This window comes from Pseudomonas sp. 5P_5.1_Bac1 (assembly GCF_025466015.1).
Lineage (GTDB): Bacteria > Pseudomonadota > Gammaproteobacteria > Pseudomonadales > Pseudomonadaceae > Aquipseudomonas.
On the sequence record NZ_JANLNX010000001.1, the window covers coordinates 1 to 23,758 of the forward strand.

Annotated in this window: 21 protein-coding genes; 9 read left to right on the forward strand and 12 right to left on the reverse strand. The window is 63.9% G+C overall.

The genetic code is table 11. The annotated features are described in order from the left end of the window. Positions 1–860: 860 nt before the first annotated feature. The 11 genes from NTD82_RS00005 to pedF all read right to left on the reverse strand — a co-directional run bounded on the left by NTD82_RS00005 (position 861) and on the right by pedF (position 12,629). Positions 861–1,901: a Rieske 2Fe-2S domain-containing protein gene (locus NTD82_RS00005; protein WP_262127323.1), complete on the reverse strand. Its 1,041-nt coding sequence runs from the start codon at positions 1,899–1,901 to the stop codon at positions 861–863. 182 nt (positions 1,902–2,083) lie between these two features. Then, positions 2,084–3,472: a DUF1329 domain-containing protein gene (locus NTD82_RS00010; RefSeq protein ID WP_262127324.1), complete on the reverse strand. Its 1,389-nt coding sequence runs from the start codon at positions 3,470–3,472 to the stop codon at positions 2,084–2,086. A gap of 150 nt (positions 3,473–3,622) precedes the next feature. Next, positions 3,623–5,212 (reverse strand): glucan 1,4-alpha-maltotetraohydrolase domain-containing protein, encoded by a 1,590-nt coding sequence (locus tag NTD82_RS00015; protein ID WP_410017015.1) that lies wholly within the window; start codon positions 5,210–5,212, stop codon positions 3,623–3,625. A gap of 227 nt (positions 5,213–5,439) precedes the next feature. Further along, entirely contained in the window at positions 5,440–6,648 is a 1,209-nt protein-coding gene (locus NTD82_RS00020) for a helix-turn-helix transcriptional regulator (RefSeq protein WP_095153534.1), read from the reverse strand. A 136-nt stretch (positions 6,649–6,784) separates the two neighbouring features. Beyond that, on the reverse strand, positions 6,785–7,759 hold the full coding sequence (locus tag NTD82_RS00025; protein WP_095153535.1) for a WD40/YVTN/BNR-like repeat-containing protein: 975 nt from the start codon (positions 7,757–7,759) through the stop codon (positions 6,785–6,787). A gap of 176 nt (positions 7,760–7,935) precedes the next feature. After that, positions 7,936–9,144: an acetyl-CoA C-acyltransferase gene (locus NTD82_RS00030; protein WP_262127326.1), complete on the reverse strand. Its 1,209-nt coding sequence runs from the start codon at positions 9,142–9,144 to the stop codon at positions 7,936–7,938. A gap of 11 nt (positions 9,145–9,155) precedes the next feature. After that, positions 9,156–9,620 carry a MaoC family dehydratase gene (locus NTD82_RS00035; RefSeq protein WP_262127327.1) on the reverse strand — a complete coding sequence of 155 codons (465 nt, stop codon included), beginning with the start codon at positions 9,618–9,620 and terminating at the stop codon, positions 9,156–9,158. A 10-nt stretch (positions 9,621–9,630) separates the two neighbouring features. Further along, positions 9,631–10,416: an SDR family oxidoreductase gene (locus NTD82_RS00040; protein ID WP_175650169.1), complete on the reverse strand. Its 786-nt coding sequence runs from the start codon at positions 10,414–10,416 to the stop codon at positions 9,631–9,633. A gap of 80 nt (positions 10,417–10,496) precedes the next feature. Next, positions 10,497–11,423 (reverse strand): quinoprotein relay system zinc metallohydrolase 1, encoded by a 927-nt coding sequence (locus tag NTD82_RS00045; RefSeq protein WP_262127328.1) that lies wholly within the window; start codon positions 11,421–11,423, stop codon positions 10,497–10,499. A gap of 8 nt (positions 11,424–11,431) precedes the next feature. After that, positions 11,432–12,187, reverse strand: coding sequence for a quinoprotein dehydrogenase-associated SoxYZ-like carrier (locus NTD82_RS00050; protein ID WP_262127329.1), 756 nt, complete (start codon positions 12,185–12,187; stop codon positions 11,432–11,434). A gap of 4 nt (positions 12,188–12,191) precedes the next feature. Continuing rightward, positions 12,192–12,629, reverse strand: a complete 438-nt coding sequence (gene pedF, locus NTD82_RS00055; protein ID WP_095153540.1) for a cytochrome c-550 PedF — start codon at positions 12,627–12,629, stop codon at positions 12,192–12,194. Between the two features lie 315 nt (positions 12,630–12,944). Between pedF and exaA the strand changes: the two genes are divergently transcribed. Together exaA and NTD82_RS00065 are read left to right on the forward strand one after the other, a co-directional pair. Beyond that, positions 12,945–14,774: a quinoprotein ethanol dehydrogenase gene (exaA, locus tag NTD82_RS00060; RefSeq protein WP_262127377.1), complete on the forward strand. Its 1,830-nt coding sequence runs from the start codon at positions 12,945–12,947 to the stop codon at positions 14,772–14,774. Positions 14,775–14,965: 191 nt separating this feature from the next. Next, positions 14,966–15,625, forward strand: a complete 660-nt coding sequence (locus NTD82_RS00065) for a pentapeptide repeat-containing protein (protein WP_262127331.1) — start codon at positions 14,966–14,968, stop codon at positions 15,623–15,625. Between the two features lie 42 nt (positions 15,626–15,667). Here the strand turns inward: NTD82_RS00065 and NTD82_RS00070 are convergent, their stop codons facing one another. After that, positions 15,668–16,324 carry a response regulator transcription factor gene (locus NTD82_RS00070; protein ID WP_262127332.1) on the reverse strand — a complete coding sequence of 219 codons (657 nt, stop codon included), beginning with the start codon at positions 16,322–16,324 and terminating at the stop codon, positions 15,668–15,670. Positions 16,325–16,482: 158 nt separating this feature from the next. On the opposite strand from NTD82_RS00070, the gene NTD82_RS00075 reads away from it, so the two are divergent. From NTD82_RS00075 to NTD82_RS00105, 7 genes are all read left to right on the forward strand, one after another. Next, a complete protein-coding gene (locus NTD82_RS00075; protein ID WP_262127333.1) occupies positions 16,483–17,031 on the forward strand; it encodes a PQQ-dependent catabolism-associated CXXCW motif protein in 549 nt (182 codons plus the stop codon). 46 nt (positions 17,032–17,077) lie between these two features. After that, complete coding sequence (locus NTD82_RS00080) at positions 17,078–17,743, forward strand: response regulator transcription factor (RefSeq protein WP_095153544.1); 666 nt, start codon at positions 17,078–17,080, stop codon at positions 17,741–17,743. Between the two features lie 538 nt (positions 17,744–18,281). After that, entirely contained in the window at positions 18,282–19,364 is a 1,083-nt protein-coding gene (locus tag NTD82_RS00085) for a 3-deoxy-7-phosphoheptulonate synthase (protein ID WP_262127334.1), read from the forward strand. A gap of 112 nt (positions 19,365–19,476) precedes the next feature. Then, the gene (locus tag NTD82_RS00090) at positions 19,477–19,758 is read left to right on the forward strand and encodes a peptidylprolyl isomerase (RefSeq protein WP_095153546.1); all 282 of its coding nucleotides are present in this window, start codon (positions 19,477–19,479) and stop codon (positions 19,756–19,758) included. A 66-nt stretch (positions 19,759–19,824) separates the two neighbouring features. Continuing rightward, on the forward strand, positions 19,825–21,672 hold the full coding sequence (locus NTD82_RS00095) for an extracellular solute-binding protein (RefSeq protein ID WP_262127378.1): 1,848 nt from the start codon (positions 19,825–19,827) through the stop codon (positions 21,670–21,672). Then, positions 21,669–22,721, forward strand: a complete 1,053-nt coding sequence (locus tag NTD82_RS00100; protein WP_095153548.1) for a microcin C ABC transporter permease YejB — start codon at positions 21,669–21,671, stop codon at positions 22,719–22,721. Before NTD82_RS00095 ends, NTD82_RS00100 begins: the two co-directional genes overlap by 4 nt. Beyond that, on the forward strand, positions 22,721–23,743 hold the full coding sequence (locus NTD82_RS00105) for an ABC transporter permease (protein ID WP_262127336.1): 1,023 nt from the start codon (positions 22,721–22,723) through the stop codon (positions 23,741–23,743). Before NTD82_RS00100 ends, NTD82_RS00105 begins: the two co-directional genes overlap by 1 nt. Positions 23,744–23,758: the final 15 nt, after the last annotated feature.

Here is a 23,758-nt window from a genome sequence, read left to right on the forward strand (position 1 = left end):
ACAACTCGCGTCTTCGGCTATCGCCGAAGGTGCTGCGCACCGCCCCTACAGGCACCTCCGCTCGGCCTCCTGAAGTCGCGAAGTTACGGGCGGCGTCTGGGATGACGGGTCTTCGAAATCAAAGTTTGGTGCTGGCTTGCCGGATGAGGCCAGATGGTTTGTCACTCGGCGGAGGACGCTATCGCCGGCAAGCCGGCTCCCACAGGGTTCGCGGTGTGAGCAGTTTTTGTGGGGCCACTGATTGTCTTTTGCTGTTGCTCTTGATGCCCGCAAGTTCAGACGCCACAGATTGCGACGTCAGAAGGCCGAGTGGAGGTGTCTGTAGGGGGCAGGTGCGCAGCACCCTTCGGCGTTAGCCGAAGACGCGAGGTGAAGACTTGCGAAGCAAGTCGTAGGCCGCGTGGCCCCCGGAAGACACCGGAGGGAGGGAACCCGGAGCGCAGCGTAGGGCCGGATGCAGGAGCCAGCGGTTTTCGTCTATTTTGCCAAGACAAAATGGACTCGCCGTAAAGGCGAAAGGGGCCGGCAGCCTCGCCGCATCGAACGGATAAGCTCAGAGCCCCCACAAGGGCTGCATCACTTCAGGAACTCATAAGCTCAAGACACCCGAAACGACCATTTAACGCAAACTAGGCCAGCCCTGAAACGACGCCACCACACTGACGCAACCCGGCATCTGTCGGCAGGCTTTGACGCTGCGTGGCTCAGGCGGCACCGACACAAGCACCGTCAGCACCACGAAAAACAGAATGGAAAGCGGAACACTGTAGGCAAGAAGGCTTTTTATTTTCATTGTCGGCATTCTCCGGACCTGTGGTTCGGTCAGGGCCCGCCTGCGTGGCGACGGGCCCCGGGGTCACTCAACGCTCGTCGACGGTGACGATCTCGCGGCGCTCGGCCATGCTCGCCGGCACTTGGTCCTCGTCGGTAAAGAACTGCTCGTACCATTCGCGCAACTGATAGACCGGGCCATCGGTCTCGGCCAGCACCGGTTTGTCGATGCGGATCTTGTGCTTCCAGATGTCCACGTCCTGGTAGAACGAGGCACGGTTGCCCATGACGTAGGCCTTGGCCACTTCCTGGTTCTGCTCCTCGGTCCAGCCCGGCACGCGCTGGACCATGCAGCCGAAACGCAATTCAAAGCTGTTGGGGCCGACGGGAACGTGGCTGTTGAGCAGGATGGCGTGGATACGCACGTCGCCGAACATCGAGCTGAGGTGGGTGAAGTGGGTCGCCGGGCCGTAGTAGGCCGATTCGGCGATCAGGTCGCCGCCCAGGCGCTCGGAGTCACCGTGGAAGATCTGGTGGCCGATATGGCCTTCGAAGATGTTGGAGAAGAATTTGGTCGGGGTGCCGTGGACCGGGCCGAAGTGCTGGGCATCCACCAGGTTGTCGACCAGCTCGCGCGGGTTGGTCTCGATCAGCATGGTGTCGATGTTCCAGTCGTGGATCCAGTCAGGGCTGTCCATCACGGCCAGGTGCGGGATGACCACGCCTTCGCTCGGGGCCTTGCCTTCCGGGTTGTTCCAGATGAACAGCAGGTTGTTTTCTTCGCAGGTCAGCCAGGCGCGGGTCTTGGCTTTCGGCGGGATGCGCTTGCAGTACGGGATCTCGACGCACTTGCCGGCGGTGTCGTATTTCCAGTGGTGGAACGGGCAGACCACGCGGTCGTTCTCGATGGTGCCCTGGGACAGGTCGGCGCCCATGTGCGGGCAATAGGCATCAAGGACGCTGATGGTGCCGTCGCTGGCGGCGAAGCCTACCAGGCGGGTGCCGAAGATGTTCAGCGTGTGCAGCTTGCCATCGCGGTAGTCAGCAGCGTTGCCCAGGCAATGCCAGCCGCGCGCGTAGCGGTGAGTGCGCTGGGCATTGTCGAGGGAGATTTCAGCGAGTTTGGTCATTTTGTTGTTGTCCTCGGGTGAAAACCTGGGGGTCGGCTAATACCCCCTTTCTGAATGGGTGAATTCATGACCGCCATGATTGGGCAGATGCGCCAAGGGCTTCATCCTCCAATTGGACTAGGCGGTTTTGCAGCGTTCTCATCGCCGGCAAACCGGCGATGAGGCCCTTGGAAATCAGGCGATCACTGACCGAAACGCCGCGCCGCCTCCGGTCCGAAATCCTTCGGACTGAAGCCCGGCTTGTTCAACTGGTAGCCGTTGCGCTGTTCGTTGATCAGGTTGAACGCCAGGTAGCTGCCGGCGTTGAGGTCGTGGTACAGCCCTACCCCGGCCTGCTGGCCGAAGGACTCGTAGGCGTAGAAGTAATTGACCATCGAGGTGCGCCACAGCTCGCCACGGTTGTCGTAGTTGTCGGCGAGCATCGGGAACCAGGTGTCTTCGTCGATGTACAGCTTGCGTTTGCCGTACAGGTGGCGATAACCGGGCTTGAGGGTGCCTTCCAGTTCCCACACGCGGTGGCGCTCGTAGCGCATGGCATCGGGGTTGATATGCCCCGGGGTCAGCAGGTCGGCGTATTTGAGTTGCGGCGAATGGAGGCGGTAGGCGTTGTAAGGGATGTACATCTCGCGCTTGCCGACGATCTTCCAGTCGTAACGCTGGCCGGAGCCGTTGAACAGGCGCACTTCGTCCACGGTGATCGAGCCGCCGCTCCCCGGGAACGACATGTCGAAACCGTAGCCCGGCGACTGGCGCACGCGACGGGTGCCGGGGTCGTAGCGCCAGGCTTGGCGCGGCTCGGTCTTGTCGTTCCAGAACTCGGTGCCGGTGTTGATCTCGCCCTTGTCACGCTGCGGCAGCAGGGTTTCGTTGAGGTAGAACGAGGAGTTGCCGGTGGTGTCGCCGATCTTGCCCGGCTCCAGCGACGGCGCCAGGTTGCGCGAATGCACGCGGCCCCAGTTGATATTGCCGTCCTTGAGCACGTAGGCGTTGTCGGAGATGTATTCCTCGGTCCAGGCGCGCAGGGTGAAGGTCGAGGCGTTCTTCAGCAATTCCAGGCCGCTGCGCGGCACCGGGAACGGCGTGCCGCCGGTCTTGCCGACCACGCCTTCGCCGTCGTCCACCAGCTTGGCGATGGCGGCGTTTTCCTTGGTGGCCTGGCACACCGTGTCGCTGGGGCGGAAATCCCGGTGGCTGGGGTAGATCGGCATTTTGAAGGTGGTCGGGTACAGCTTGAACAACGCTTTCTGGCCGTCGGACAACTGCTCGGCGTACTGCGCCAGGTTGGCGGCGGTGATGACGAACAGCGGCTTTTCGTCCGGGTACGGGTCGATCGGGTGGTTGCCGGTGCCCTTGAAATCCACCTGGGGCGGCACGCCCAGCCATTTGCCGGAATACGGTGGGATGCTGCCGTCGGCATTACCGCTCTTGTCGGCGCCCAGGCAGGTCAGCTCGGCGCCCAGGCGTGGCACGTCTTCAGGGGCGGCGCTGGCGGGGGCGATGGCGGTGCAGCCAAGCAGGGCCGCAAAAGTCCACGAAGCCAGGCCACGGGGGGCCAGGTTACTGCCGGTCATTGTTGTTCTCCTTGGGATACCGATAGCGGGGAGCCCAGTATCGGCAGGCGCCGGAGGCGGCAGCATCGTCCGTGCGGACTAACGCATTTTGGGAGGTTCGGTGGTGGGGAGCCGCCCCTGTGGTGGGGCAGCCCATTTGGCATCCATCGCTCAAAAGCTGCCGGTGCTGCTGGCGCCTTCCCCAACCTTCAGCACATTGTTGTTACCCGGTTGCCAACGCGGCTCGCTGTTGGCGTCGGCCTCCCGGCGCACGATGCACTTCCATTCCAGCGTCTGTTGATCCGGTACACGGACTACCCCCTTCCAGCTCGGGTATGCACTTGTGTCCGTCAGGCGAATGGCATGCGCAGGCTTCCACTCACCCAGTTCCGCACTACTGCCCACTACGTAGACGCTTTCCCCTGGCTGAGTGATGCTTTGATTGCAGGTAAAGGTGACCTCCACGGAAGCCTGGGACTGCGCAGACCGCCACACCCGGATCTGACCGTTGTCGGCATCGAGCACTGAGGTGAATCCAGCACCGGCAGCGCTGAGGTTTGACCCCAGTGCAATCAGCAGCGTGCCTTTGCCTCCGGTGGTCCGTGCGACCAACCCGGAGTAGTTGCCCAGAAACGAAATAGCCGAGTCGGCTTTGACACCGGCGTCGCGACGAATCCTGATCAACTTGCGAATCAGCTCGCCCCGCGGCCAATCGTACATGTCTGGCCAGTACACGGTCGGTGTGCCGGGGCTGGTCAGGATGTACGCATACGCTTGACTGCGGCGCTCTTCAGGCAGAGCCCAATGGTGCTGCCCGCCATTGGGCCCTGGCGAATAGCCCGTGTCGTGGTTGTCGACGAACGTGACGGCTACCTCCCTCCAGCGTGGGTCAGGATTGCCGTTGAGCCCATGGCGCCAGTCGGCGATTGCGCCATTTTGCATGCGCTCCTTCAAGGCAAAGTCGAACACCGTGCAATGGGCGCGATCCGACCAGTCCTTCAAGGCATCCTGCCAACTGGCCTTGCTACGCCAGTCATCGCTGGCGTATTCGTTCGGTGCCTTCCACAGCTCGCCCACGCAGAAGCCTTGGGTGCCGAACCCTTGCATCCAGCTGTCGACACGCTCGGCCGCGTAGCCTTTGACAAAGTCAAAGCGAAGCCCCTGCGCACCGTAGTGATCCCGCAGGTTGGCGAATTCATCCTTGAACATCTCGAACACACGCGGATTGGCGGTATTGAGGTCGGCGTCTCCCGTCATGAACCCCTCGCCGTCATCACATTTGCTGACGGGCTGGCAATCGTCGCGCCAGAAATTCTGCCCTTTGGGTAGCTGAACTTCCTGGCCCGGAAAATTGCCGTTCATGTGATTGGGAACCACGTCATAGATCGGCTTGACGTGGACCTTGTTCAACGCCGCGGCGGCTTGCTTGAGCTGGTCATCACTGCCGTATTGACTGTTTTTGTTGAAGTCTTGCCAGAAGTACCCTTCGCCGCCGCCCGAGGTACCCGACGCGGCATCAGCCCACTTGGAGCCATCTCGCCAGGGCGGTGGCATCCAGATTGCGGTGAAGCCATCCTGCGCGATGGTTGCAGCCTTGGCCGCCAGGATCGTGTACCAGCTTTCGCCCGAAACACGGCTGGAGTTCCAGTGAAACCCCTGCAGGATGATTTCATCACCACCGTCGTTACGTATTGAACCGATGGTATTGCCTTGAAGGTCCTCTCTTGCCAGTGCAGCGTTGTGAGTACCCAGCAAAGACATAAGCAACAACGAGCAAATCGCAGCCTTCATGGTGGCCTCCCAGGTGCCATGGCCGTAACCAGACAAAACCAGACAGCGCGCCAATGGACGCTGTCCGCAGGTAGACGAAAGCAATATGGGAGATATCCAGACGCTCAACTACTGGCAAAAATGATAGTTCTCAGCGGTCTTGGTTACCGCTGATCTGCTTTTTTCAGGCGATCACCTGAAATCCGCAACAACACCCCTCACACCGCGCTGGCCGGCAACGGCAGCGTCCCCGGCTGCCCCAGCGCCACCACACTGTTGAGCATGATCCGCACCAGTTCGGTCTGCCGTCGCACACCGGTCTTGGAGAAGATCGAACGCAAATGCGCCCGGGCAGTGTTGCGACGGATATTGAGCAGCTCCGACGCTTCTTCCAGCGACAGACCGTTGGCCAGTTCCAGCGCCAACGCGGTCTCCGCCGGGGTCAGGTGATAGAGCTGCGAGGTCACCACCGTGCTGACCAGGGATTTGCCCACCGCATCGCGCACATAGACCATCACCGTCGGCTTGCCCTTGCCCTCCAGCAATTCCTGCGACGGAATCAACTCCACCACCACGCCCAGGTTGACCTGCCCGGACGGCCGCGACACCGACATGGCCTCCGCGCCCTGGCGGTCGCCCTCCCCTTGTTTGGCGCGGGTGAAGGCATTGCGCACGAGTCGGCTGAGTTCCCGATTGTCGCTCGGGTAAGTCGCTTCCAGCCGGCCGCCCACCAGCTTGAGGCCGTCATTGCTGTCGAGGATTTCCCGCGCCACCGGGTTGAGTTGCAGCACGCTGCCGCTTTCGTCGAGGACGATGGTTGCCACCGCCAGGCGGCTGATGGTCTGGCAATACAGGCTGCCCAGCGATTCGCTGCGGTCCAGCAGCGAATGCATGTGCAGGGCCCGGCGCAGGTGCGGGATGAGCATGGCGCACATGGCCCGCTCGGTGTCGCCGAAGCGCGCCTGCTCGCGGGTGCGGTTGATGCGCAGGCGCAGGATGCCGCCGTCCGGCATGCTGATATCGACGCCGAGCATCTGGTGGCAACCGTAGGGTTCGCAGTACAGCAGGTAGAACGACGACCCCAGCCATTCGGCCTCGGTCATCAGGTCGTCGATGGTGAACACCTGGTCGGAGGGCAATCGGTCGAACAGGGTCGATTTGGCGTAGTAGGCGTAGTGGTTGACGCCGCCCTCGCCCAGTTCGATGTCGCCGGCGACCATCATCGGCGACAGGAACGGTTCGTCCGCCACCCGCAGGATCAGGGTGACGAAATTGGCCTGGAACAAGGCGCGGACCTGTTGCAGCGACTCGGTCATGCAACGGGTGTCCATCGCCGCGTCGTACATGTTGCCGATCAGCCGCTCGTACTCGGCCAGCTCCAGTCCCATTGTTTCGAGGACACGGGCGTTGGGCATCACGGTTTGCATGGTCAATCCCCCACGGGCCCGGCCCCCCGGAGCCCGCAACATTGTTTTTATTGTGGTGGAGCATCCGGGCGAGGTCGCCCGGCAGCACGCCGGCACCGGCGCACGGGAAACGCCAGGCGGTTCATCAACAATCGTCTTACTTCACGGCGGCCAGCGCGCTGTCGCCACTGCCCTGGAATACGCCGCGCTCGCCGGCCACCAACAGGTGGCGGGCATTGAGCACCAGCGCCGAGGTCAGGGTGCCCAGGCCCATGCGCTGCGAGCTGTCGAGCAGAGTGCCTTTGGCATCCAGGCGGATCAAGCGACTGCCGGCACCCACCAGCACCAGGCCCTGATTGTCGGGTAAAAGCGCGTGGCCGTAGATCGGTTGGGTGCTGCCGACATCGACCGGCTTCCAGCTCTCGCCGAAGTCGGTGCTGAGAAACACGTTGCCGCGCATGCCATACGCCAGCCAGCGCTCGGCGGACAAGCGCACCACGCCAAACAGCGAGCCGCTGTAGAACGGCGTCAGGCTCTGCCAATGCTGGCCGGCATCGCTGGAACGCAGCACCAGGCCCTGTTCGCCGACGAGCATCTGCCGGCCATCGGCACCGCCGTCCAGTCCGTTGAAATGCGCGCCGTCGCCGGGCATTTCGCGCGCGCTCCAGTGCTGGCCGGCGTCGCTGGACTCCAGGTATTTGCCGTAGCTGCCGTAGGCCACCACGTGTTGGCCGTCGCTGCTCCAGACCCCCAGCAGCGGCTCGCCCAGTTCGGCGTCGTAGTGCATTTCCTGCCATTGCTGGCCGCCGTCGGTGGAACGCAGGATCCAGCCGTCGTGACCGACCGCAATCAGCAGGCCGGGAGCCAGGGCGGTGACCGCGGTCAGCGTCGCTTCGCGCTCGCCGCCGACCTGGCGGGTCTGCCAGGACCGTCCGCCGTCGTCGCTGGTGAGGATCGTGCCGCGTTCGCCGACGCCCAGCAGTTGCGGGCCGTCGGCCACCAAGGCGTTGACCTGGACGCGGTCGGCGTTAATCTGCGAGACCGCCAGCGGCGCCGGCTGGCGAGGAGAGAAGGCCAACGCGACGGCGGCGATGACGATGGCGCTCATGGCGTATCCGATCAGATTGCGCATGACGGACTCCATGACGACAGGTGCGGGCACGGTGCAGGCTTCATCGGGTGATCCTCTGGTTTTTTCTTGTCAGCGGATCATCTGACCGGGTGGTCGCGGAGGCATCGTCCAAATGGGGTAGCTGGTTGTTACAAGGGCCGTCATCGCTGGCTCGCCAGCGATGAGGCCGGTAAAGATCAAGGAAGCTCGAACAACCCCGCCGCCCCCATCCCGCCGCCAATGCACATGGCGATCACCACATACCGCACGCCACGCCGCCGCCCTTCCAGCAGCGCATGCCCGACCATCCGCGCCCCGGACATGCCGAACGGATGGCCGATGGCGATCGCGCCGCCGTTGACGTTCAGCCGCTCCGGCGGGATCTGCAGGGCATCGCGGCAATGCAGGACCTGGCAGGCGAACGCTTCGTTGATTTCCCACAGGCCGATGTCCGCGACATTCAAGCCAAAGCGCTTGAGCAGTTTGGGGATCGCCACCACCGGGCCGATGCCCATTTCTTCCGGCGCGCAGCCGCCCACGGCGATCCCGCGGTAGATGCCCAGCGGTGTCAGCCCGCGACGCTTGGCCTCGGCGCTGCTCATCAGCAGGCTGGCAGCGGCGCCGTCGGAGAACTGCGAGGCGTTGCCGGCAGTGATGAACTCGCCCTGCCCGATCCATTTGCCGTCCTTCCACACCGGCTTGAGCGCAGCGAGGTCGTCCAGGGTGGTGGCGGGCCGGTTGCACTCGTCGCGTTCGACGATCACCCGCTCATGGCCGGCAGGCTGGCCTTCTTTGTCGAACAACAGGCGGTCGGCGGCGAGCGGTACGATTTCGTCATCGAACAGCCCGGACCGTTGCGCTGCCGCGGTGCGTTGCTGGCTTTGCAGGCTGTAGTCGTCCTGGGCGGCGCGGCTGATGCCGTAGCGGCGCGAGACGATTTCGGCGGTTTCCAGCATCGGAATGTAAGCGGACGGCATCACCTCCAGCACCGCCTGGGATTGGGCGCGGTAGGTGTTCTTGTGTTTGGTCTGGGTCAACGACAGCGATTCCACGCCGCCGCCGATGGCGATGTTCATTTCTCCGGCCATGATGCCCTTGGCCGCCACGCCAATGCTCATCAGGCCGGACGCGCACATGCGGTCCAGGGCCATGCCCGGCACGCTGTCCGGCAGGCCGCCGGTGTAGGCACACAAGCGGCCGATGTTGTAGGCCTGGGTGCCCTGCTGCACCGCCGCGCCCATGATCACGTCTTCCACCGCGTCGGCTTCGATGCCGGCGCGCTCCACTACCGCCCGCACCACATGGCCGCCCAGCACCGGGGCCTCGGTGTCGTTGAAGGATCCACGGAAGGATTTCGCCAGGGCGGTACGCGCCGTGGCAACGATTACGACTTCATTCAGGCTCATGACGGGTTCTCTCAAACAGGATTGAAGGTGTAGCGGCTGATGGTGTCGACCACGCAGCCTGGGCGGCTTTCGCCCTCGATTTCGACGCTGACGCGGACCACCGCCTGCACCGCCTCGCCCAATGGCTCGACGCGCAGGATCAGGCCATGCCCGCGCACGCGCGCGCCGACCCGCACCGGGGCCGGGAAGCGCACGCGGTCGGAGCCGTAGTTGACGCCCATGGCCATGTTTTCCAGGGTCATCAGTTGCGGCAGGAACAGGTTGGCCAGCGACTGGGTCAGGTAGCCGTGGGCGATGCACACGCCGAACGGGCCGCTGGCGGCGCGCTCGGGATCGACGTGAATCCACTGATGATCGCCGGTGGCTTCGGCGAACAGGTCGATGCGCGCCTGGTCGATCGTCAGCCACTCGGTGCGGCCCAGGTCCAGGCCCTCGGCATCGAGCAGCGCCCGGGCACTGCTGAAGGTTTGGCTCATGGCGGACTCCTCAGGCCTGTTGCGAACTGACGGACAGCACTTCGCCGACCATGTACGAGGCGTAGTCGCTGGCGAGGAACATCATCACATTGGCCACTTCCCAGACTTCCGCGGCCCGGCCGAAGGCTTCGCGCCCGGCGAGGCTGGCCAGCAGTTCTTCGCTGGAGGCTTTCTTGAGGAAGTCATGCAGGGCGATGGACGGCGACACCGCGTTGATCCGCACGCCGTGTTCGGCGGCCTCGAGTGCGCTGCAACGGGTCAGCGCCATGACCCCGGCCTTGGCGGCGGCGTAGTGGGCCTGCTCCTTTTGCGCACGCCAGCCAAGCACCGAGGCGTTATTGACGATGGCGCCGGCGCCGCGGCGCTGCATGTGCGGGAGGATGGCGCGGGTCATGCGGAAGGTGCCGGTGAGGGTCACGTCGAGCACCCGCGACCATTCTTCGTCGCTCATCTCGACCACGGTTTTCTGGCCGCCGAGGCCGGCGTTGTTGATCAGCACATCGACGCCGCCGAGCTGGTGTTCGGCGGCGTCGACCAGGGCCTGGACCTCGGCTTCGACGGTGACGTTGCACAACTGGCCGTAGATCGCCTGCAGGCCGGTTTCCGCCTTCAGGCGCTCGACGGCCTCTTCCAGGCGGCGCGGATGGATGTCCGAGATCATCAATGCCCGGCAGCCTTCCTCGGCGCTGCGCCGGGCCGCCGAATAACCGATCCCGGCACCGGCAGCGGCGGTGATCAACACCGATTTGCCGGCCAGCAATTGATGGCCGGGTACATAAGGGGGAGCTTGTTTCACAGCGGTTACCTCCAGGTAAATAACCCTGAGAGGTATACGGGGGCGGGATCAGGTGGGCATCGTCAAAACGGGGTATGGAATCACTGCTCCACCCGACTCATCACCGCCTGCTCATACCGCGGATACAGATGCGTCACGCTGCGAATCAACTCGTACTTGCTCAACTTGACCGAGGCAAAGCGCTCGGGAATCGGCGTCGCGATCACTTCGTTCATGTCCAGGCCATGCACCGCGCTGTCGCGCAGCAGGTCGTCCAGCCAGCCGAGGTAGTCGACCATCTGGTCGAACGGCGCGCGGTCGTGGCTGACCGGGCCATGCCCCGGTACCAGCACTTTCCACGGCAAGCGCTGCAACTGTTGCAGGTCATCGACCCACTGGTTCAAACCCGGGCTGTGCGGGGTGGTCAGGGCGCGCTGGTAGAACAGCAGGTCACCCGCAAACAGCACGCCGGTCTTTTCGTCGAGAATCGCCAGGTCCGCGCCGCTGTGCCCGCTGAACGCCAGTAGCTTCAACGGATGCGAACCGAAGGTCTTCACCCCCGGCTGCAACGCCTGATCCGGCAGGCGCACCTGGGTGCCGCGCATCCAGTCGCCGACCATGCGGTACATGTTCTCGCTGAGGGCATCGCCCTCTTTCTCCAGTTGCTCGCGGGTGCCGGGCAAAGCGCCGATCGGCACGTCGGCGAACGCCTGGCTGCCCAGCGCGTGGTCGGGGTGGTGATGGGTGATCAAGACCTGCACCACCGGCTTGTCGGTGACCTTGGCGATGGCCTGGCGCAGGGCCTGGCCGTAGCGCAGCGACGGGCCACTGTCGATCACCACGACGCCGTCCTCGCTGACGATGAACCCGGTGTTGACGATGTTGCCGCCGTTGTCGCGGGAGAAGTTGTCGGTGCTGCCTTCCAGCACGTAAGTGTCCGCCGCCACCTGGCGCGGTTCGAGTCGGTAGTCCAGCTCCGCCAGGCTCGGCAGGCTGACAAGGCTCAACAGGCACAACAAAGCACGCATCAGCGACCTCATTCGATAGCGGCGTCGAACGCATTGCCGTTGTTGTCACGCAGGCTCAGGCGTACCGGGCCCGGACGGCGCAGGTCGAACGACAGGCTGGGGTTTTCGCTCACGGCCGGGAACAGTTCCAGGGTCGCCAGCGACTGGCCCTGGGCGTCGAACAGTTCGGCGTGTTCGATGAAGAATTCCGGAATCCCGGCCATCAGGCCGTTATCCATGGGGTGCGAGACCGACAGGCGCAGGCGGCTGTAGTCTTCGCGCGGGTAGCGGCCACCGAGCACCTGGCCCAGCCGCTGTTCCCAACCGGGCTCACTGCGCGCCACGCTGGGCGCGGTGCAACCACCACCGGCGGCCTCGATCAGCGTCGAGCCGACATGCCAGACGCCCTCCTCGGTCTGCACCGCGGCCCGCAACGCCGTGGCCTGTTCGATACGCACGCGGATCGCCAGCCAGGGCAGTACTTCGGGACCGGGAGCGAAGTCGACGATGCGCGGAATCGGGTTCAGTTCGGCCCATACCAGCATGCGCTTGACCTTCCCCGGCAGGCCGCGCGCATCGATCTGCAGCGGAACCTGCCGGGCGTCCTCGGCGAACGGCGGCGCGATGACCTTGATCCGCTCGTCGAAGCGGTAAGGCTCATCGCCAATCCATTGTTTTCGGTAAAACTCCCACATCACCGAGGGCACCGGGTCGGGGCCCGGATCCAGGGCGTATGCCGGGGCGCCGACGAGCAGCGCCATCAGCAGGAACGGCACCCGGCCCATGGCATCACTCCTCGACGTGCACGCTGTCGAGGTAAGTACGGATCGCCCAGAGCGCTTCCTGGCTCAGGTAGTCCGCCATTTTCGGCATGTACACGCGACCGTCGCGCACCGAACCGTGTCGCACGCGCTCGACGAACCACTCATCGCCCACCGCGCCTTCGTCCAGCATGCGCAGGTCCGGGGCGATACCGCCGGACTTGGCTTCCAGGCCATGGCAAGCCGCGCAGTTCTGGTTATAGGCCGAAGCACCGATGCTCAACGCTTCGTCGTGATTCTTGCCCGTGCGGTACGGGTTTTCCGTACGCCATTCCTCGCCGAGCTTTTCCAGATTGCCGGTATTGACCGCCGTCGGCGTCACGTTGCCGTGGGCCATGACCGCCCCTGCGCTCATCAGGCCAGCCATAAAGATGGCGCTCATCCAGGCGTTTTTCACTGTTGTCATTGTTTTGCCCTCGACTACTTCAGGTTGCACGATTTGCACGCGAAAACCTCTCTGGCGAAAGGTTCTGCCGGCCATCTTAGGAAGCGCGCCGTACAGCCCCCATGCTGCTTTGGTGGTCGCGACCCAGTGCTTTGGTAGTAGCGCTTGTGGGGCAGTGCCAAATCATGTCCGAACCGGGAAGTTTTCCCGGCAAGGGCGGGAGTTTTTCCGTTTCTCGAAGGGCGTTGGCGTTCCAGTCTATGCAGGCCAAAACCTCCATTGGGAAACACCAACATGACAATAAGATCGTTACCCGCCGCTCTCTCTCCTCTGTCCATGGCCGTCCAGGCCGTGCTGCTGGTCAGCACCCTGGCCATGGCGCCTGCCAGCCAGGCCAAGCCTGTGACCTGGGAAGACATCGCCGACGACCACAAGACCACCAACAACGTGCTGCAATACGGCATGGGCACCAACGCCCAGCGCTGGAGCCCGCTGGCTGTGGTCAACGACAAGAACGTGTTCAAGCTGACCCCGGCCTGGTCGTACTCGTTCGGTGACGAGAAGCAGCGTGGACAGGAGTCGCAAGCGATCATCCATGACGGCGTGGTCTACGTTACCGGTTCCTACTCGCGGGTCTTCGCGCTGGACGCCAAGACCGGCAAACGCCTGTGGACCTACAACCACCGTCTGCCGGACGACATCCGTCCATGCTGTGACGTGGTCAACCGCGGCGCCGCCATCTTCGGCGACAAGATCTACTTCGGCACCCTCGACTCGCGCGTCATCGCGCTGAACAAGGACACCGGCAAGGTCATCTGGAACAAGAAATTCGGCGATCACAGCGCCGGCTACACCATGACCGGTGCGCCGACCCTGATCAAAGACCAGAAGACCGGCAAGGTCCTGCTGATCCACGGCAGCTCCGGTGACGAATTCGGCGTTGTCGGCCAACTGTTCGCCCGCGACCCGGACACCGGTGAAGAAGTCTGGATGCGTCCGTTCGTCGAAGGCCACATGGGCCGCATGAACGGCAAGGACAGCACCCCGACCGGCGATGTGAAAGCACCGTCCTGGCCGGATGATCCGACCACCGAAACCGGCAAAGTCGAGGCCTGGAGCCACGGCGGCGGCGCCCCTTGGCAGAGCGCGAGCTTCGACGCCGAGACCAACACCATCATCGTCGGTGCCGGCAACCCTGGCCCATGGAACACCTGGGCACGGACCTCGAAAGACGGCAACCCGCACGACTACGACAGCCTTTACACCTCCGGCCAGGTCGGCGTTGACCCAACCACCGGTGAAGTGAAGTGGTTCTACCAGCACACCCCGAACGATGCCTGGGACTTCTCCGGCAACAACGAACTGGTGCTGTTCGACTACAAGGACAAAGACGGCAAGCAGTACAAGGCCACCGCCCACGCTGACCGTAACGGCTTCTTCTATGTGGTCGACCGTACCAACGGCAAGCTGAAGAACGCCTTCCCGTTCGCCGACAACATCACCTGGGCCAGCCACATCGACCTCAAGACCGGTCGCCCGGTCGAGAACGAAGGCCAGCGTCCGCCGAAGCCAGAGCCAGGCGAAACCCGCGGCAAGTCGGTCGAAGTCTCGCCGCCGTTCCTCGGTGGCAAGAACTGGAACCCGATGGCCTACAGCCAGGACACCGGCCTGTTCTACGTGCCGTCGAACCAGTGGAAAGAGGAATACTGGACCGAGACCGTCAACTACAAGAAAGGCTCCGCGTACCTCGGCATGGGCTTCCGCATCAAGCGCATGTACGAAGACCACGTCGGTTCGCTGCGCGCCATGGACCCGACCACCGGCAAGATGGTCTGGGAACACAAAGAGCGTCTGCCGCTGTGGGCTGGCGTACTGGCGACCAAGGGCAACCTGGTGTTCACCGGCACCGGTGACGGCTACTTCAAAGCGTTCAACGCCAAGACGGGCGAAGAGCTGTGGAAATTCCAGACCGGTAGCGGCATCGTTTCGCCACCGATCACCTGGGAACAAGATGGCGAGCAGTACATCGGCGTGACCGTCGGTTACGGCGGCGCTGTTCCACTGTGGGGCGGCGACATGGCCGAGCTGACCAAGCCAGTGGCACAGGGCGGTTCGTTCTGGGTATTCAAGATCCCTGCCTGGGATACCAAGACCGCACAACGTTGATCTGAGCTGAACGAGGGGGCCTGACAGCCCCCTTTCGCTTTCGACTTCAGGGCCCGCCACCCGCCCCCCTTGTAGGAGCGAGCTTGCTCGCGATGGCGATCGACAGACAGCCACGGTGGTGGCGTCTGACGCCATCGCGAGCAAGCTCGCTCCTACAAGGAAGGCACGGCACGCCTTCCAAGGAGCTATCCATGAAATACCTCCCGCTACTTCTCGCCATTGCCATTTCCCCTGCCTTCGCCGCCATCGCCAATGACGACGGCGGCGACGACCAGCCGCTGAGCATCAACGGCTGCGTGATCCAGCCGGGCAGCCAGTGCCCCAACGCCAACCTCGAAGGCGCTGACCTGAACAACCAGGACATGAGCAAGATGAACCTGGCCGGCGCCAACCTGCGCAACGCCAACCTGCGTCACGCCAAGCTCGACCTGGCCAATCTGGAAAAGGCCCAGTTGCAGGGCGCCAACCTCAACCGCGCCAGCCTGCAACAGACCAACCTGCGCATCGCCGACCTCACCGGTGCCAGCCTGGTGGCCGCGCAAGCCTGGGGCATGTTCGCCCAGGGCGCGAAATTCAACGACGCCAATCTCAGCGCTGCCTACCTTGAATTCGCCCGCCTTTCCGGGGCCAAGATGCACAACACCAACCTGCAAGCCGCCGACCTGGAAATGACCTGGCTGAGCCGCGCCGACATGAAGGGCGCGATCCTCGCCGACGCCAATCTGCAAGAAGCCAAGTTCGGCGAGAGCAACCTGGAGAAGGCTGACCTGCGCGGAACCCGCAAGCATTACGCGAACTTCCAGGATGCCAACATGGAAGGCTGTGAAGGCTGTCCGAAGACCTGGGACTGACGGCAACTTCAAGCTGCAAGCGACGCGGCTCGCCGAGCGCGCTTAACTTGCAGCTTGCAGCTTGAAGCTTGTCACGTCGCGAAGCAGCCCCGTCTGGATCGCCAGGTGCACCATCTCCGCATGGGAACTCACCTGCAGCTTGCTCTTGAGTAGAGTCAGGTAGTTGGAAACCGTCTTGCCGCTCAGGCACAGGTGTTCGGCGATCACCCGCATCGGCGTGCCCTTGGCGAGCATCAGAAAGATTTCCGTCTCGCGCTGGGTCAGGCCATTCAGCCGCGCGTCCTTGTCCTGTGCCCGCTGCGGCTGGGTTGCCAGTTGCGTGGCGAGGGCCTGTTCGATGTAGGCATGGCCGGACAACACCCGTCGCACCGCTTCCAGCAGCGTGGCCGGCGTCACTGATTTGGACAGGAAGCCGCAGGCGCCAGCGTCCAGCGCCTGGCGCACCAGACCCAGTTCGGTATGTTCACTGAAAAACAGCACGCGCAGTTGTGGCAGGCGCTGGCGCAGGCGGCGGGTGGTTTCCAGGCCGCTGATGCCGGGCAGGTCGAAATCCATCAGCACCAACCCCGGCACCTGTTCGTGCACCCGTTGCAGGGCTTCTTCGCCCGAGCCGGCTTCACGCACCGGCAGTTCCTCGGCGAGCACGGCACTGAGGCCCAGGCGCAGCATGGGGTGATCGTCAACCAGCAGGATGTCCATCGGCGTGGTTCTCGTTGTTGTTCGCCAAACCCCATGCTAGAGCCCTGCCCGGCCTGCCCGGCTACTACTTTGGTAGCGCTTTTGCTGTCGATGGTCGCATTCACAAAGCCGCGCTACTGACCTGTAATACCGGCATAACAAAAATGAGACTGCCGACCATGCTGCCCCGCGTCCTGTCCGCCCTCGCCTGCCTGACGTTTTCAGGCCTGCTCGCCAGCACTGCCCTGGCCGACACCCCGTTGTTTTCCGCCGACGGCTACCGCGCCACCCTTTACCGCAGCCCGACCCCGGCCAGCGCCGAGGGCGCGCAAACCCTCGACACCCCCGGACTCCAGGCACTGCTCGCGGCCCAGCCGCAGCCGCTGCTGATCGACGTCTACAAACGCCAGTGGCTGCACGGCCAGTTCATCGACAGCGAAGCCCACGCCAATCTGCCCGGCAGCCACTGGCTGGCCAACACCGGCGACGGCGAGCTGAACCCGCAGTGGTCGGAGTATTTCAGTCGTCACCTGCAACGCCTCAGCAACGGCGACCGGCAGCGGCCGATCGTGTTCTATTGCCGCTCCGATTGCTGGCTGAGCTGGAACGCGGTCAAGCGCGCCACGGCGCTGGGCTACACACGCCTGTACTGGTACCGTGACGGCCTGGATGCCTGGGAAGCTGCGGGCCTGCCCGTGGTTGCCGCCACGCCCGAGGTCTTTCCCTGAACGACGATTCCTTGCGGTCAACGCCAAAACAATAAGGTGCAAAGCCATGTACAAGATTCTGATCGCTGACGACCATCCGCTGTTTCGCGAAGCCATCCACAACGTCATCAGCGATGGTTTCCCCGGCAGTGAAGTGATGGAAACCGCCGACCTCGACAGCGCCCTGGCGCTGACCGGCGAACACGACGACCTCGACCTCATCCTGCTCGACCTGAACATGCCCGGCATGCACGGCCTGGGCGGGCTGATCAACCTGCGTAACGAAGCGCCGACCATCCCGGTGGTGATCGTCTCCGCCGAACAGGACAAGCAAGTGGTGCTGCAAGCCATCACCTACGGCGCGGTCGGTTTTATCACCAAGTCCTCGCCGCGCTCGCAGATGACCGAGGCCATCGAGCAGATCCTCAACGGCAACGTCTACCTGCCACCGGACATCATCCGCACCCAGAAGAGCGGCAGCCGCCGCAGCCAGAACGAAACCCAGGGCTTTGCCCCGGAACTGCTGCAAGCGCTGACCCGCAAGCAGTTGCTGGTGCTGGAGCGCATGACCAAGGGCGAATCGAACAAACAGATCGCCTACAACCTCGATATCGCCGAAACCACGGTCAAGGCCCACGTCTCGGCGATCCTGCGCAAGCTCAACGTGCACAACCGGGTTCAAGCAATCCTCAGCGCCGGCGATATCGACTTCACGGCGTACCTGCGACGTTAGGCGTAATTAATCGTTTCGATTGAAATTAATCGTTGAAACACGCAGTTACGCTGAAGTAAGCTCGAACGCATTCAACTGGAGCACACCATGCAATCCACCCCTCACAACCACGCACAACACACCGCCCGCCTCGCGCGCGCCGTCGTGTCCGTGGCTGCCTGCGGGACTGCGGCTCCAGTCGGCTTTTATTTTGGGTATTGGTTTAGCCAAAGGCGCCGCTGATACCCACACCGGCGCCCACTCAAAGGGGCCGCCGAACACGAGAATACTCAAACCCCCGGTCGGCCCCGCCCTCCGGGGGTTTTGTTTTTTGGGCCCGATCACACCGACACCATTGAGGAACGACAGATGAACACCACCACTGACTACCGTTACCAACGCTCTGCCTGGCGATTTAGCCACTGCCGTTCGGGCCAGCCAGCCGCCTCCGACCGGTCCAGTACAGGTGGCAATCACACACTTACACGTATCTGTCGAACACAGCGATAGGGCCGAAGGCGCGGGACAGAACCCGCCTTCCGCCCAGGGAAATCCGAACATGCAAGCGTCCAGCCAAGCACTGCCCCTGAACACCAACGCCGCGGCCAACACTCCGGTCAGCCTGCGTCTGCCAAGCCCCGTGCAACTCAAGCAGCAGTTGCCGCTTTCCACGGCCCTCACGGCCCAGGTCCAGCACCACCGCCAGGCGGTGAAAAACATCCTCGACGGCAACGACCCGCGCCTGCTGGTGATCGTCGGCCCCTGCTCCCTGCACGATCCCCGCGCCGCCCTCGAATACGCCGAGCGCCTTGCCGCGCTGTCGCAGCGTGTCGGCGACCAGTTGCTGCTGGTGATGCGCGCCTACGTCGAAAAGCCGCGGACCACGGTCGGCTGGAAAGGCCTGGCCTACGACCCGCACCTGGACGGCAGCGATGACATGCACGGCGGCCTGCGCCTGTCCCGCGAATTGATGCTGGGGATGCTCGAACTCGGCCTGCCGGTTGCCACCGAACTGCTGCAACCCATGGCCTCGGGCTACTTCGACGACCTGCTGAGCTGGGCGGCAATCGGCGCACGCACCACCGAATCGCAGATCCACCGCGAGATGGTCAGCGGCCTCGGCCTGCCAGTGGGCTTCAAGAACGGCACCGACGGCGGCGTCGGCATCGCCTGCGACGCGATCCGCAGCGCCGCCCATCCGCACCGGCATTTCGGCCTCGACGCCCAGGGCCACCCGGCCATCGTCGAAACCCTCGGCAACCCCGACACCCATTTGGTATTGCGCGGCGGCCACAAGGGCCCGAACTACGACGCGGCGAGTGTCGAGCAAGCGCGCCAGGGGCTGGCCAAGGCCGGGATCGCGGCACGGATCATGGTCGATTGCAGCCACGCCAACAGCGGCAAAGACCCGCTGAAACAGCCGGCGGTGTTCGATGATGTGTTGCGTCAGCGGCTGGACGGCGACCGCTCGCTGGTGGGCGTGATGATCGAAAGCCACCTGTTCGACGGCTGCCAGGCGCTGGGCAAGGGGCCGCTGGAATACGGCGTATCGATCACCGATGGCTGCCTGGGCTGGGAAGGCACCGAGGCGATGTTGCGCAAGGCGGCGTGTGAATTGCGCAAGCAACGGGCGGGGCACTGAAGCCCGGACGTTCAGCACAAAGTCTTGAGTGCGGAGTCTTACCACAAGGTTTCAGGAGAAATCGCCAAACAATTGCGTTAGGCTCTGGCTTTTCCCAACAGGAGTACCCCCCATGGCCCGAGCCAGCGCACGCCACATCCTCGTCAGCAGCGAAGACAAGTGCAACGAACTGAAAGCACAGATCGAAGCCGGCGCCGACTTCGCGGACGTTGCCAAAGCCAACTCCACGTGCCCATCCAGCCGCCAGGGCGGTGACCTGGGCTCGTTCGGTCCAGGCCAGATGGTCAAGGAATTCGACACCGTGGTCTTCAGCGCGCCGCTGAATGAAGTACAGGGTCCGGTGAAGACCCAGTTCGGTTACCACCTGCTGGAAGTGACCAGCCGCCAGGACTGATCGGTCTTGCGCCGATACCAGGGACCGCTCTGCGGTCCTTCGCGAGTGAACTCGCTCCTACAGAAGATGTTGCGCAATACCATCACTGTAGGAGCGAGCTTGCTCGCGACGGCGCTCTGCCTGACTGCCCAGGCCGCCCCTTCCCACGCCCTCACCGTCTACGACGAAGCCCCGCGCTATGCGGAGCATTTCCGTCACTTCGACTACACCAACCCTGATGCCCCCAAAGGCGGCAGCCTGCGCCGCTCGGCCATCGAGATCGGCCAGTTCGACCACATCCTTCCGTATATCGACAAAGGCATCGGCGTCAGTGAAATCGACGGCTGGCTCTACTCGCCGCTGGCGGTACGCTCGCAGGACGAGCCCTACACCGTCTACGGTCTGGTCGCCCGCCGCATGGAACGGGCCGCCGACGGTCTGTCGCTGCGTTTCTACCTCGACCCGAAAGCCCGCTTCGCCGACGGCAAGCCGATCCGCGCCGAAGACGTGCGCTTCACCTACGACCTGCTGCTGCGCGAAGGCAACCTGAAATACCGCACCCAGTTCGCCGATGTCGCCGATGTGGTGGTGGAGTCGCCGACGCAAGTGCGCTTCGACTTCAAGACCAACCAGAACCGCACCCTGGCTCTGGACCTCGCGTCCCTGCCGGTGCTGCCGGAACACTGGTGGCGCGACCGCGATTTCGCCAACGGCGGCGGTTTCGAAGCGCCGCTGGGCAGCGGGCCGTACCGCGTGGCGCGGATCGACAACGGCCGCAGCATCACCTTCGAACGCGACCGCGACTGGTGGGGCAAGGACCTCGCGGTCAACCGTGGCCGCTACAACTTCGACCAGTTGCGCATCGAGTACTTCGGCGACACCGATGTCGCCCGCCAGGTCCTGCGCGGCGGCGGCTACGACTACAACCGCGAGTTCTCCGCCACCGGCTACACCATCGGCTACAACGGCCCGGCCCTCGACGACGGCCGCCTGCAACGCGCGCACCTGGCCAAGGACATGGCGCAAAGCGCCCAGGGCTATGTGTTCAACCTGGAACGCCCGATGTTCCAGGACCGCCGCGTGCGCCAGGCCATCGCCCTGCTCTGGGACTTCGAATGGAGCAACCGGCGGATGATGCGCGACCTGTATATCCGCCAGCAGAGCTACTTCGCCAACAGCCCGCTGGCTGCCCGCGAATTGCCGGACGCCGACGAGCTGAAACTGCTGGAGCCGCTGCGCGGAAAAGTCCCCGATGAAGTCTTCATCCAGGTGTTCGAGGCGCCGAAAACCGATGGTTCCGGCTTGATCCGCGACAAGCAGTTGCAGGCCCTGGCGCTGTTGCAGGCGGCCGGCTGGCGCCCGGACGGCGACCGCCTGGTGAATGCCCAGGGCGAGCCGCTGAGTTTCGTCTTCCTCAATGGCCAGAACGGCCTCGAACGCTTGCTGCTGCCGTGGAAACGCACGCTGGCGCAGATCGGCATCGACATGCAGATACGCCGCGTCGACGCCGCCCAGTACGTCAACCGCCTGATGGCCCGCGACTACGACATGATCGTCACCGGCTACCCGGTGTCGCCCTCGCCGGGGCTGGAGTTGTACAGCTACTTCGGCTCGGCGGCGGCCAACGATCCCGGCTCGAACAACTTCATGGTGCTCAAGGACCCGGTGGTCGATGGCCTGATCGACGGCCTGGTGCGCGCCGCCACCCAGGCCGACATGCAACGCCATGCCCATGCGCTGGACCGGGTGCTGCAATGGAATTACTACTGGATCCCCAACTATTACCCGCCGGGCACCTCCAGCGTCTGGTGGAACCGCTTCGGCCTGCCGAAAATCCCGGCCGCCAATGACCCGGCCCTCGACACCTGGTGGGAAGTCAGCCCGACCCCGCTGACCAACGCGCAAATGGCCGAACGCAGCGGAGCCGCGAAATGACCGCCTATATCCTGCGGCGCCTGCTGCTGATCATCCCGACGTTGCTGGTGATCCTGCTGGTCAACTTTGTCATCGTCCAGGCCGCCCCCGGCGGACCGGTGGAACAGGCGGTGGCGCGCCTGCAAGGCATCGGCGGCGGTGCGCCAGGCTCGTCGTCGCTGCAGGTGGATTCGCGGGCCAGCCGCGGCCTCGACCCGGCCCTGCTGGAAACCATCAAAAAACAATACGGCTTCGACAAATCAGCACCGGAACGGCTCTGGCTGATGCTCGGCAACTACGCCCGCCTCGATTTCGGCGACAGCTTTTTCCGCGGCGCCAAAGTCACCGACCTGATCCTCGACAAGATGCCAGTGACGATCTCGCTCGGCTTCTGGGCCACCTTGATTACCTACCTGGTGTCGATCCCGTTGGGTATTCGCAAGGCGGTGCGCCATGGCAGCGCCTTCGATGCCTGGAGCAGCAGCCTGATCGTGATCGGCTACGCGCTGCCGGCGTTTCTCTTCGCCCTGCTGCTGATTGTGCTGTTCGCCGGCGGCACCTCGCTGAACTGGTTCCCGGTGCGCGGGCTGGTGTCGGAAAACTTCGCCGAGCTGAGCCTGATCGGCAAGGTCGCCGACTACTTCTGGCATTTGGTGTTGCCGGTGGGCGCGCTGGTGATCGGCGGTTTCGCCACCCTTACGCTGCTGACCAAAAACGCCTTCCTCAACGAAATCACCCGCCAGTACGTGGTCACCGCCCGCGCCAAGGGCCTCAGCGAGCGCCGCGTGCTCTACGGCCATGTGTTCCGCAACGCGATCCTGCTGGTCGTCGCGGGCATTCCGCAGGCGCTGATCACGGTATTCTTCGCCGGCTCGCTGATGATCGAAGTGATCTTCTCCCTCGACGGTCTCGGCCGCATGAGCTACGACGCGGCGGTGAGCCGGGACTATCCGGTGGTGTTCGGCTCGCTGTTCATCTTCACCCTGTTCGGCCTGCTGATCCGCCTGCTGGGTGACATCTGCTACACGCTGGTGGACCCGCGCATCGACTTCGCGACGAGGGCCCGCTGATGTTTCGCCTGTCGCCGCTGAGCCGGCGCCGCCTGCAGAATTTCCGCCGCAACCGCCGTGGCTGGTGGTCGCTGTGGATCTTCGCCGCCTTGCTGACCCTGAGCCTCGGCGCCGAGCTGATCGCCAACGACAAGCCGCTGCTGCTCGGCCACCAGGGCAGCCTGTATTTCCCGGCGTTCAAGCGCTACACCGAGCAGCAGTTCGGCGGCCAACTGCCGTTCCAGCCGGACTACCGTAGCCAGTACGTGCGTGAACTGATCGAGGGCGACGGCGGCTGGATGCTGTTTGCGCCGGTGCCGTTTAGCGCCGACACGCCCAACTACGATTTGCAGGTGCCGGCTCCCAGCCCGCCCAGCGCGAGCAACTGGCTGGGCACCGACGACCAGGGCCGCGACGTGCTGGCGCGGGTGCTCTATGGCACGCGTATCTCGATCCTGTTCGCCCTGGCGCTGACCGTCATCAGCACGCTGATCGGCGTCACCGCCGGCGCCCTGCAGGGCTATCACGGCGGCTGGGTCGATCTGATCGGCCAGCGCTTGCTGGAGGTCTGGTCGGGGCTGCCGGTGCTGTACCTGCTGATTATCCTCAGTGGCTTCGTCGAGCCGAATTTCTGGTGGTTGCTGGGGATCATGGCGCTGTTTTCCTGGCTGGCGCTGGTGGACGTGGTGCGTGCCGAGTTCCTTCGCGGACGCAACCTGGAGTACGTGCAGGCGGCGCGGGCCATGGGCCTGCCGGACCGGCTGGTGATCGTCCGGCACATCCTGCCCAACGCCATGAACGCCACCCTCACCTACCTGCCGTTCATCCTCACCGGGGCCATCTCGACCTTGACCGCGCTGGACTTCCTCGGCTTCGGCATGCCCGCCGGGAGCGCCTCGCTGGGCGAGCTGGTCAACCAGGGCAAGCAGAACCTGCAGGCGCCGTGGCTGGGTTTCACCGCGTTCTTCGCCCTGGCGCTGATCCTCACCTTGCTGGTGTTTATCGGCGACGCCCTGCGCGAGGCGTTCGACCCACGGGCCTGATCACCTTTTTCTTTG

Bases quoted from the DNA above. Each gene is read 5' to 3' on its own strand.
- NTD82_RS00005 (WP_262127323.1), bottom strand. From the start codon at position 1,901: ATGACCAAACTCGCTGAAATCTCCCTCGACAATGCCCAGCGCACTCAC.
- NTD82_RS00010 (WP_262127324.1), bottom strand. From the start codon at position 3,472: ATGACCGGCAGTAACCTGGCCCCCCGTGGCCTGGCTTCGTGGACTTTT.
- NTD82_RS00015 (WP_410017015.1), bottom strand. From the start codon at position 5,212: ATGTCTTTGCTGGGTACTCACAACGCTGCACTGGCAAGAGAGGACCTT.
- NTD82_RS00020 (WP_095153534.1), bottom strand. From the start codon at position 6,648: ATGCAAACCGTGATGCCCAACGCCCGTGTCCTCGAAACAATGGGACTG.
- NTD82_RS00025 (WP_095153535.1), bottom strand. From the start codon at position 7,759: ATGCGCAATCTGATCGGATACGCCATGAGCGCCATCGTCATCGCCGCC.
- NTD82_RS00030 (WP_262127326.1), bottom strand. From the start codon at position 9,144: ATGAGCCTGAATGAAGTCGTAATCGTTGCCACGGCGCGTACCGCCCTG.
- NTD82_RS00035 (WP_262127327.1), bottom strand. From the start codon at position 9,620: ATGAGCCAAACCTTCAGCAGTGCCCGGGCGCTGCTCGATGCCGAGGGC.
- NTD82_RS00045 (WP_262127328.1), bottom strand. From the start codon at position 11,423: ATGCGTGCTTTGTTGTGCCTGTTGAGCCTTGTCAGCCTGCCGAGCCTG.
- NTD82_RS00050 (WP_262127329.1), bottom strand. From the start codon at position 12,187: ATGGGCCGGGTGCCGTTCCTGCTGATGGCGCTGCTCGTCGGCGCCCCG.
- pedF (WP_095153540.1), bottom strand. From the start codon at position 12,629: ATGACAACAGTGAAAAACGCCTGGATGAGCGCCATCTTTATGGCTGGC.
- exaA (WP_262127377.1), top strand. From the start codon at position 12,945: ATGGCCGTCCAGGCCGTGCTGCTGGTCAGCACCCTGGCCATGGCGCCT.
- NTD82_RS00065 (WP_262127331.1), top strand. From the start codon at position 14,966: ATGAAATACCTCCCGCTACTTCTCGCCATTGCCATTTCCCCTGCCTTC.
- NTD82_RS00070 (WP_262127332.1), bottom strand. From the start codon at position 16,324: ATGGACATCCTGCTGGTTGACGATCACCCCATGCTGCGCCTGGGCCTC.
- NTD82_RS00075 (WP_262127333.1), top strand. From the start codon at position 16,483: ATGCTGCCCCGCGTCCTGTCCGCCCTCGCCTGCCTGACGTTTTCAGGC.
- NTD82_RS00080 (WP_095153544.1), top strand. From the start codon at position 17,078: ATGTACAAGATTCTGATCGCTGACGACCATCCGCTGTTTCGCGAAGCC.
- NTD82_RS00085 (WP_262127334.1), top strand. From the start codon at position 18,282: ATGCAAGCGTCCAGCCAAGCACTGCCCCTGAACACCAACGCCGCGGCC.
- NTD82_RS00090 (WP_095153546.1), top strand. From the start codon at position 19,477: ATGGCCCGAGCCAGCGCACGCCACATCCTCGTCAGCAGCGAAGACAAG.
- NTD82_RS00095 (WP_262127378.1), top strand. From the start codon at position 19,825: ATGTTGCGCAATACCATCACTGTAGGAGCGAGCTTGCTCGCGACGGCG.
- NTD82_RS00100 (WP_095153548.1), top strand. From the start codon at position 21,669: ATGACCGCCTATATCCTGCGGCGCCTGCTGCTGATCATCCCGACGTTG.
- NTD82_RS00105 (WP_262127336.1), top strand. From the start codon at position 22,721: ATGTTTCGCCTGTCGCCGCTGAGCCGGCGCCGCCTGCAGAATTTCCGC.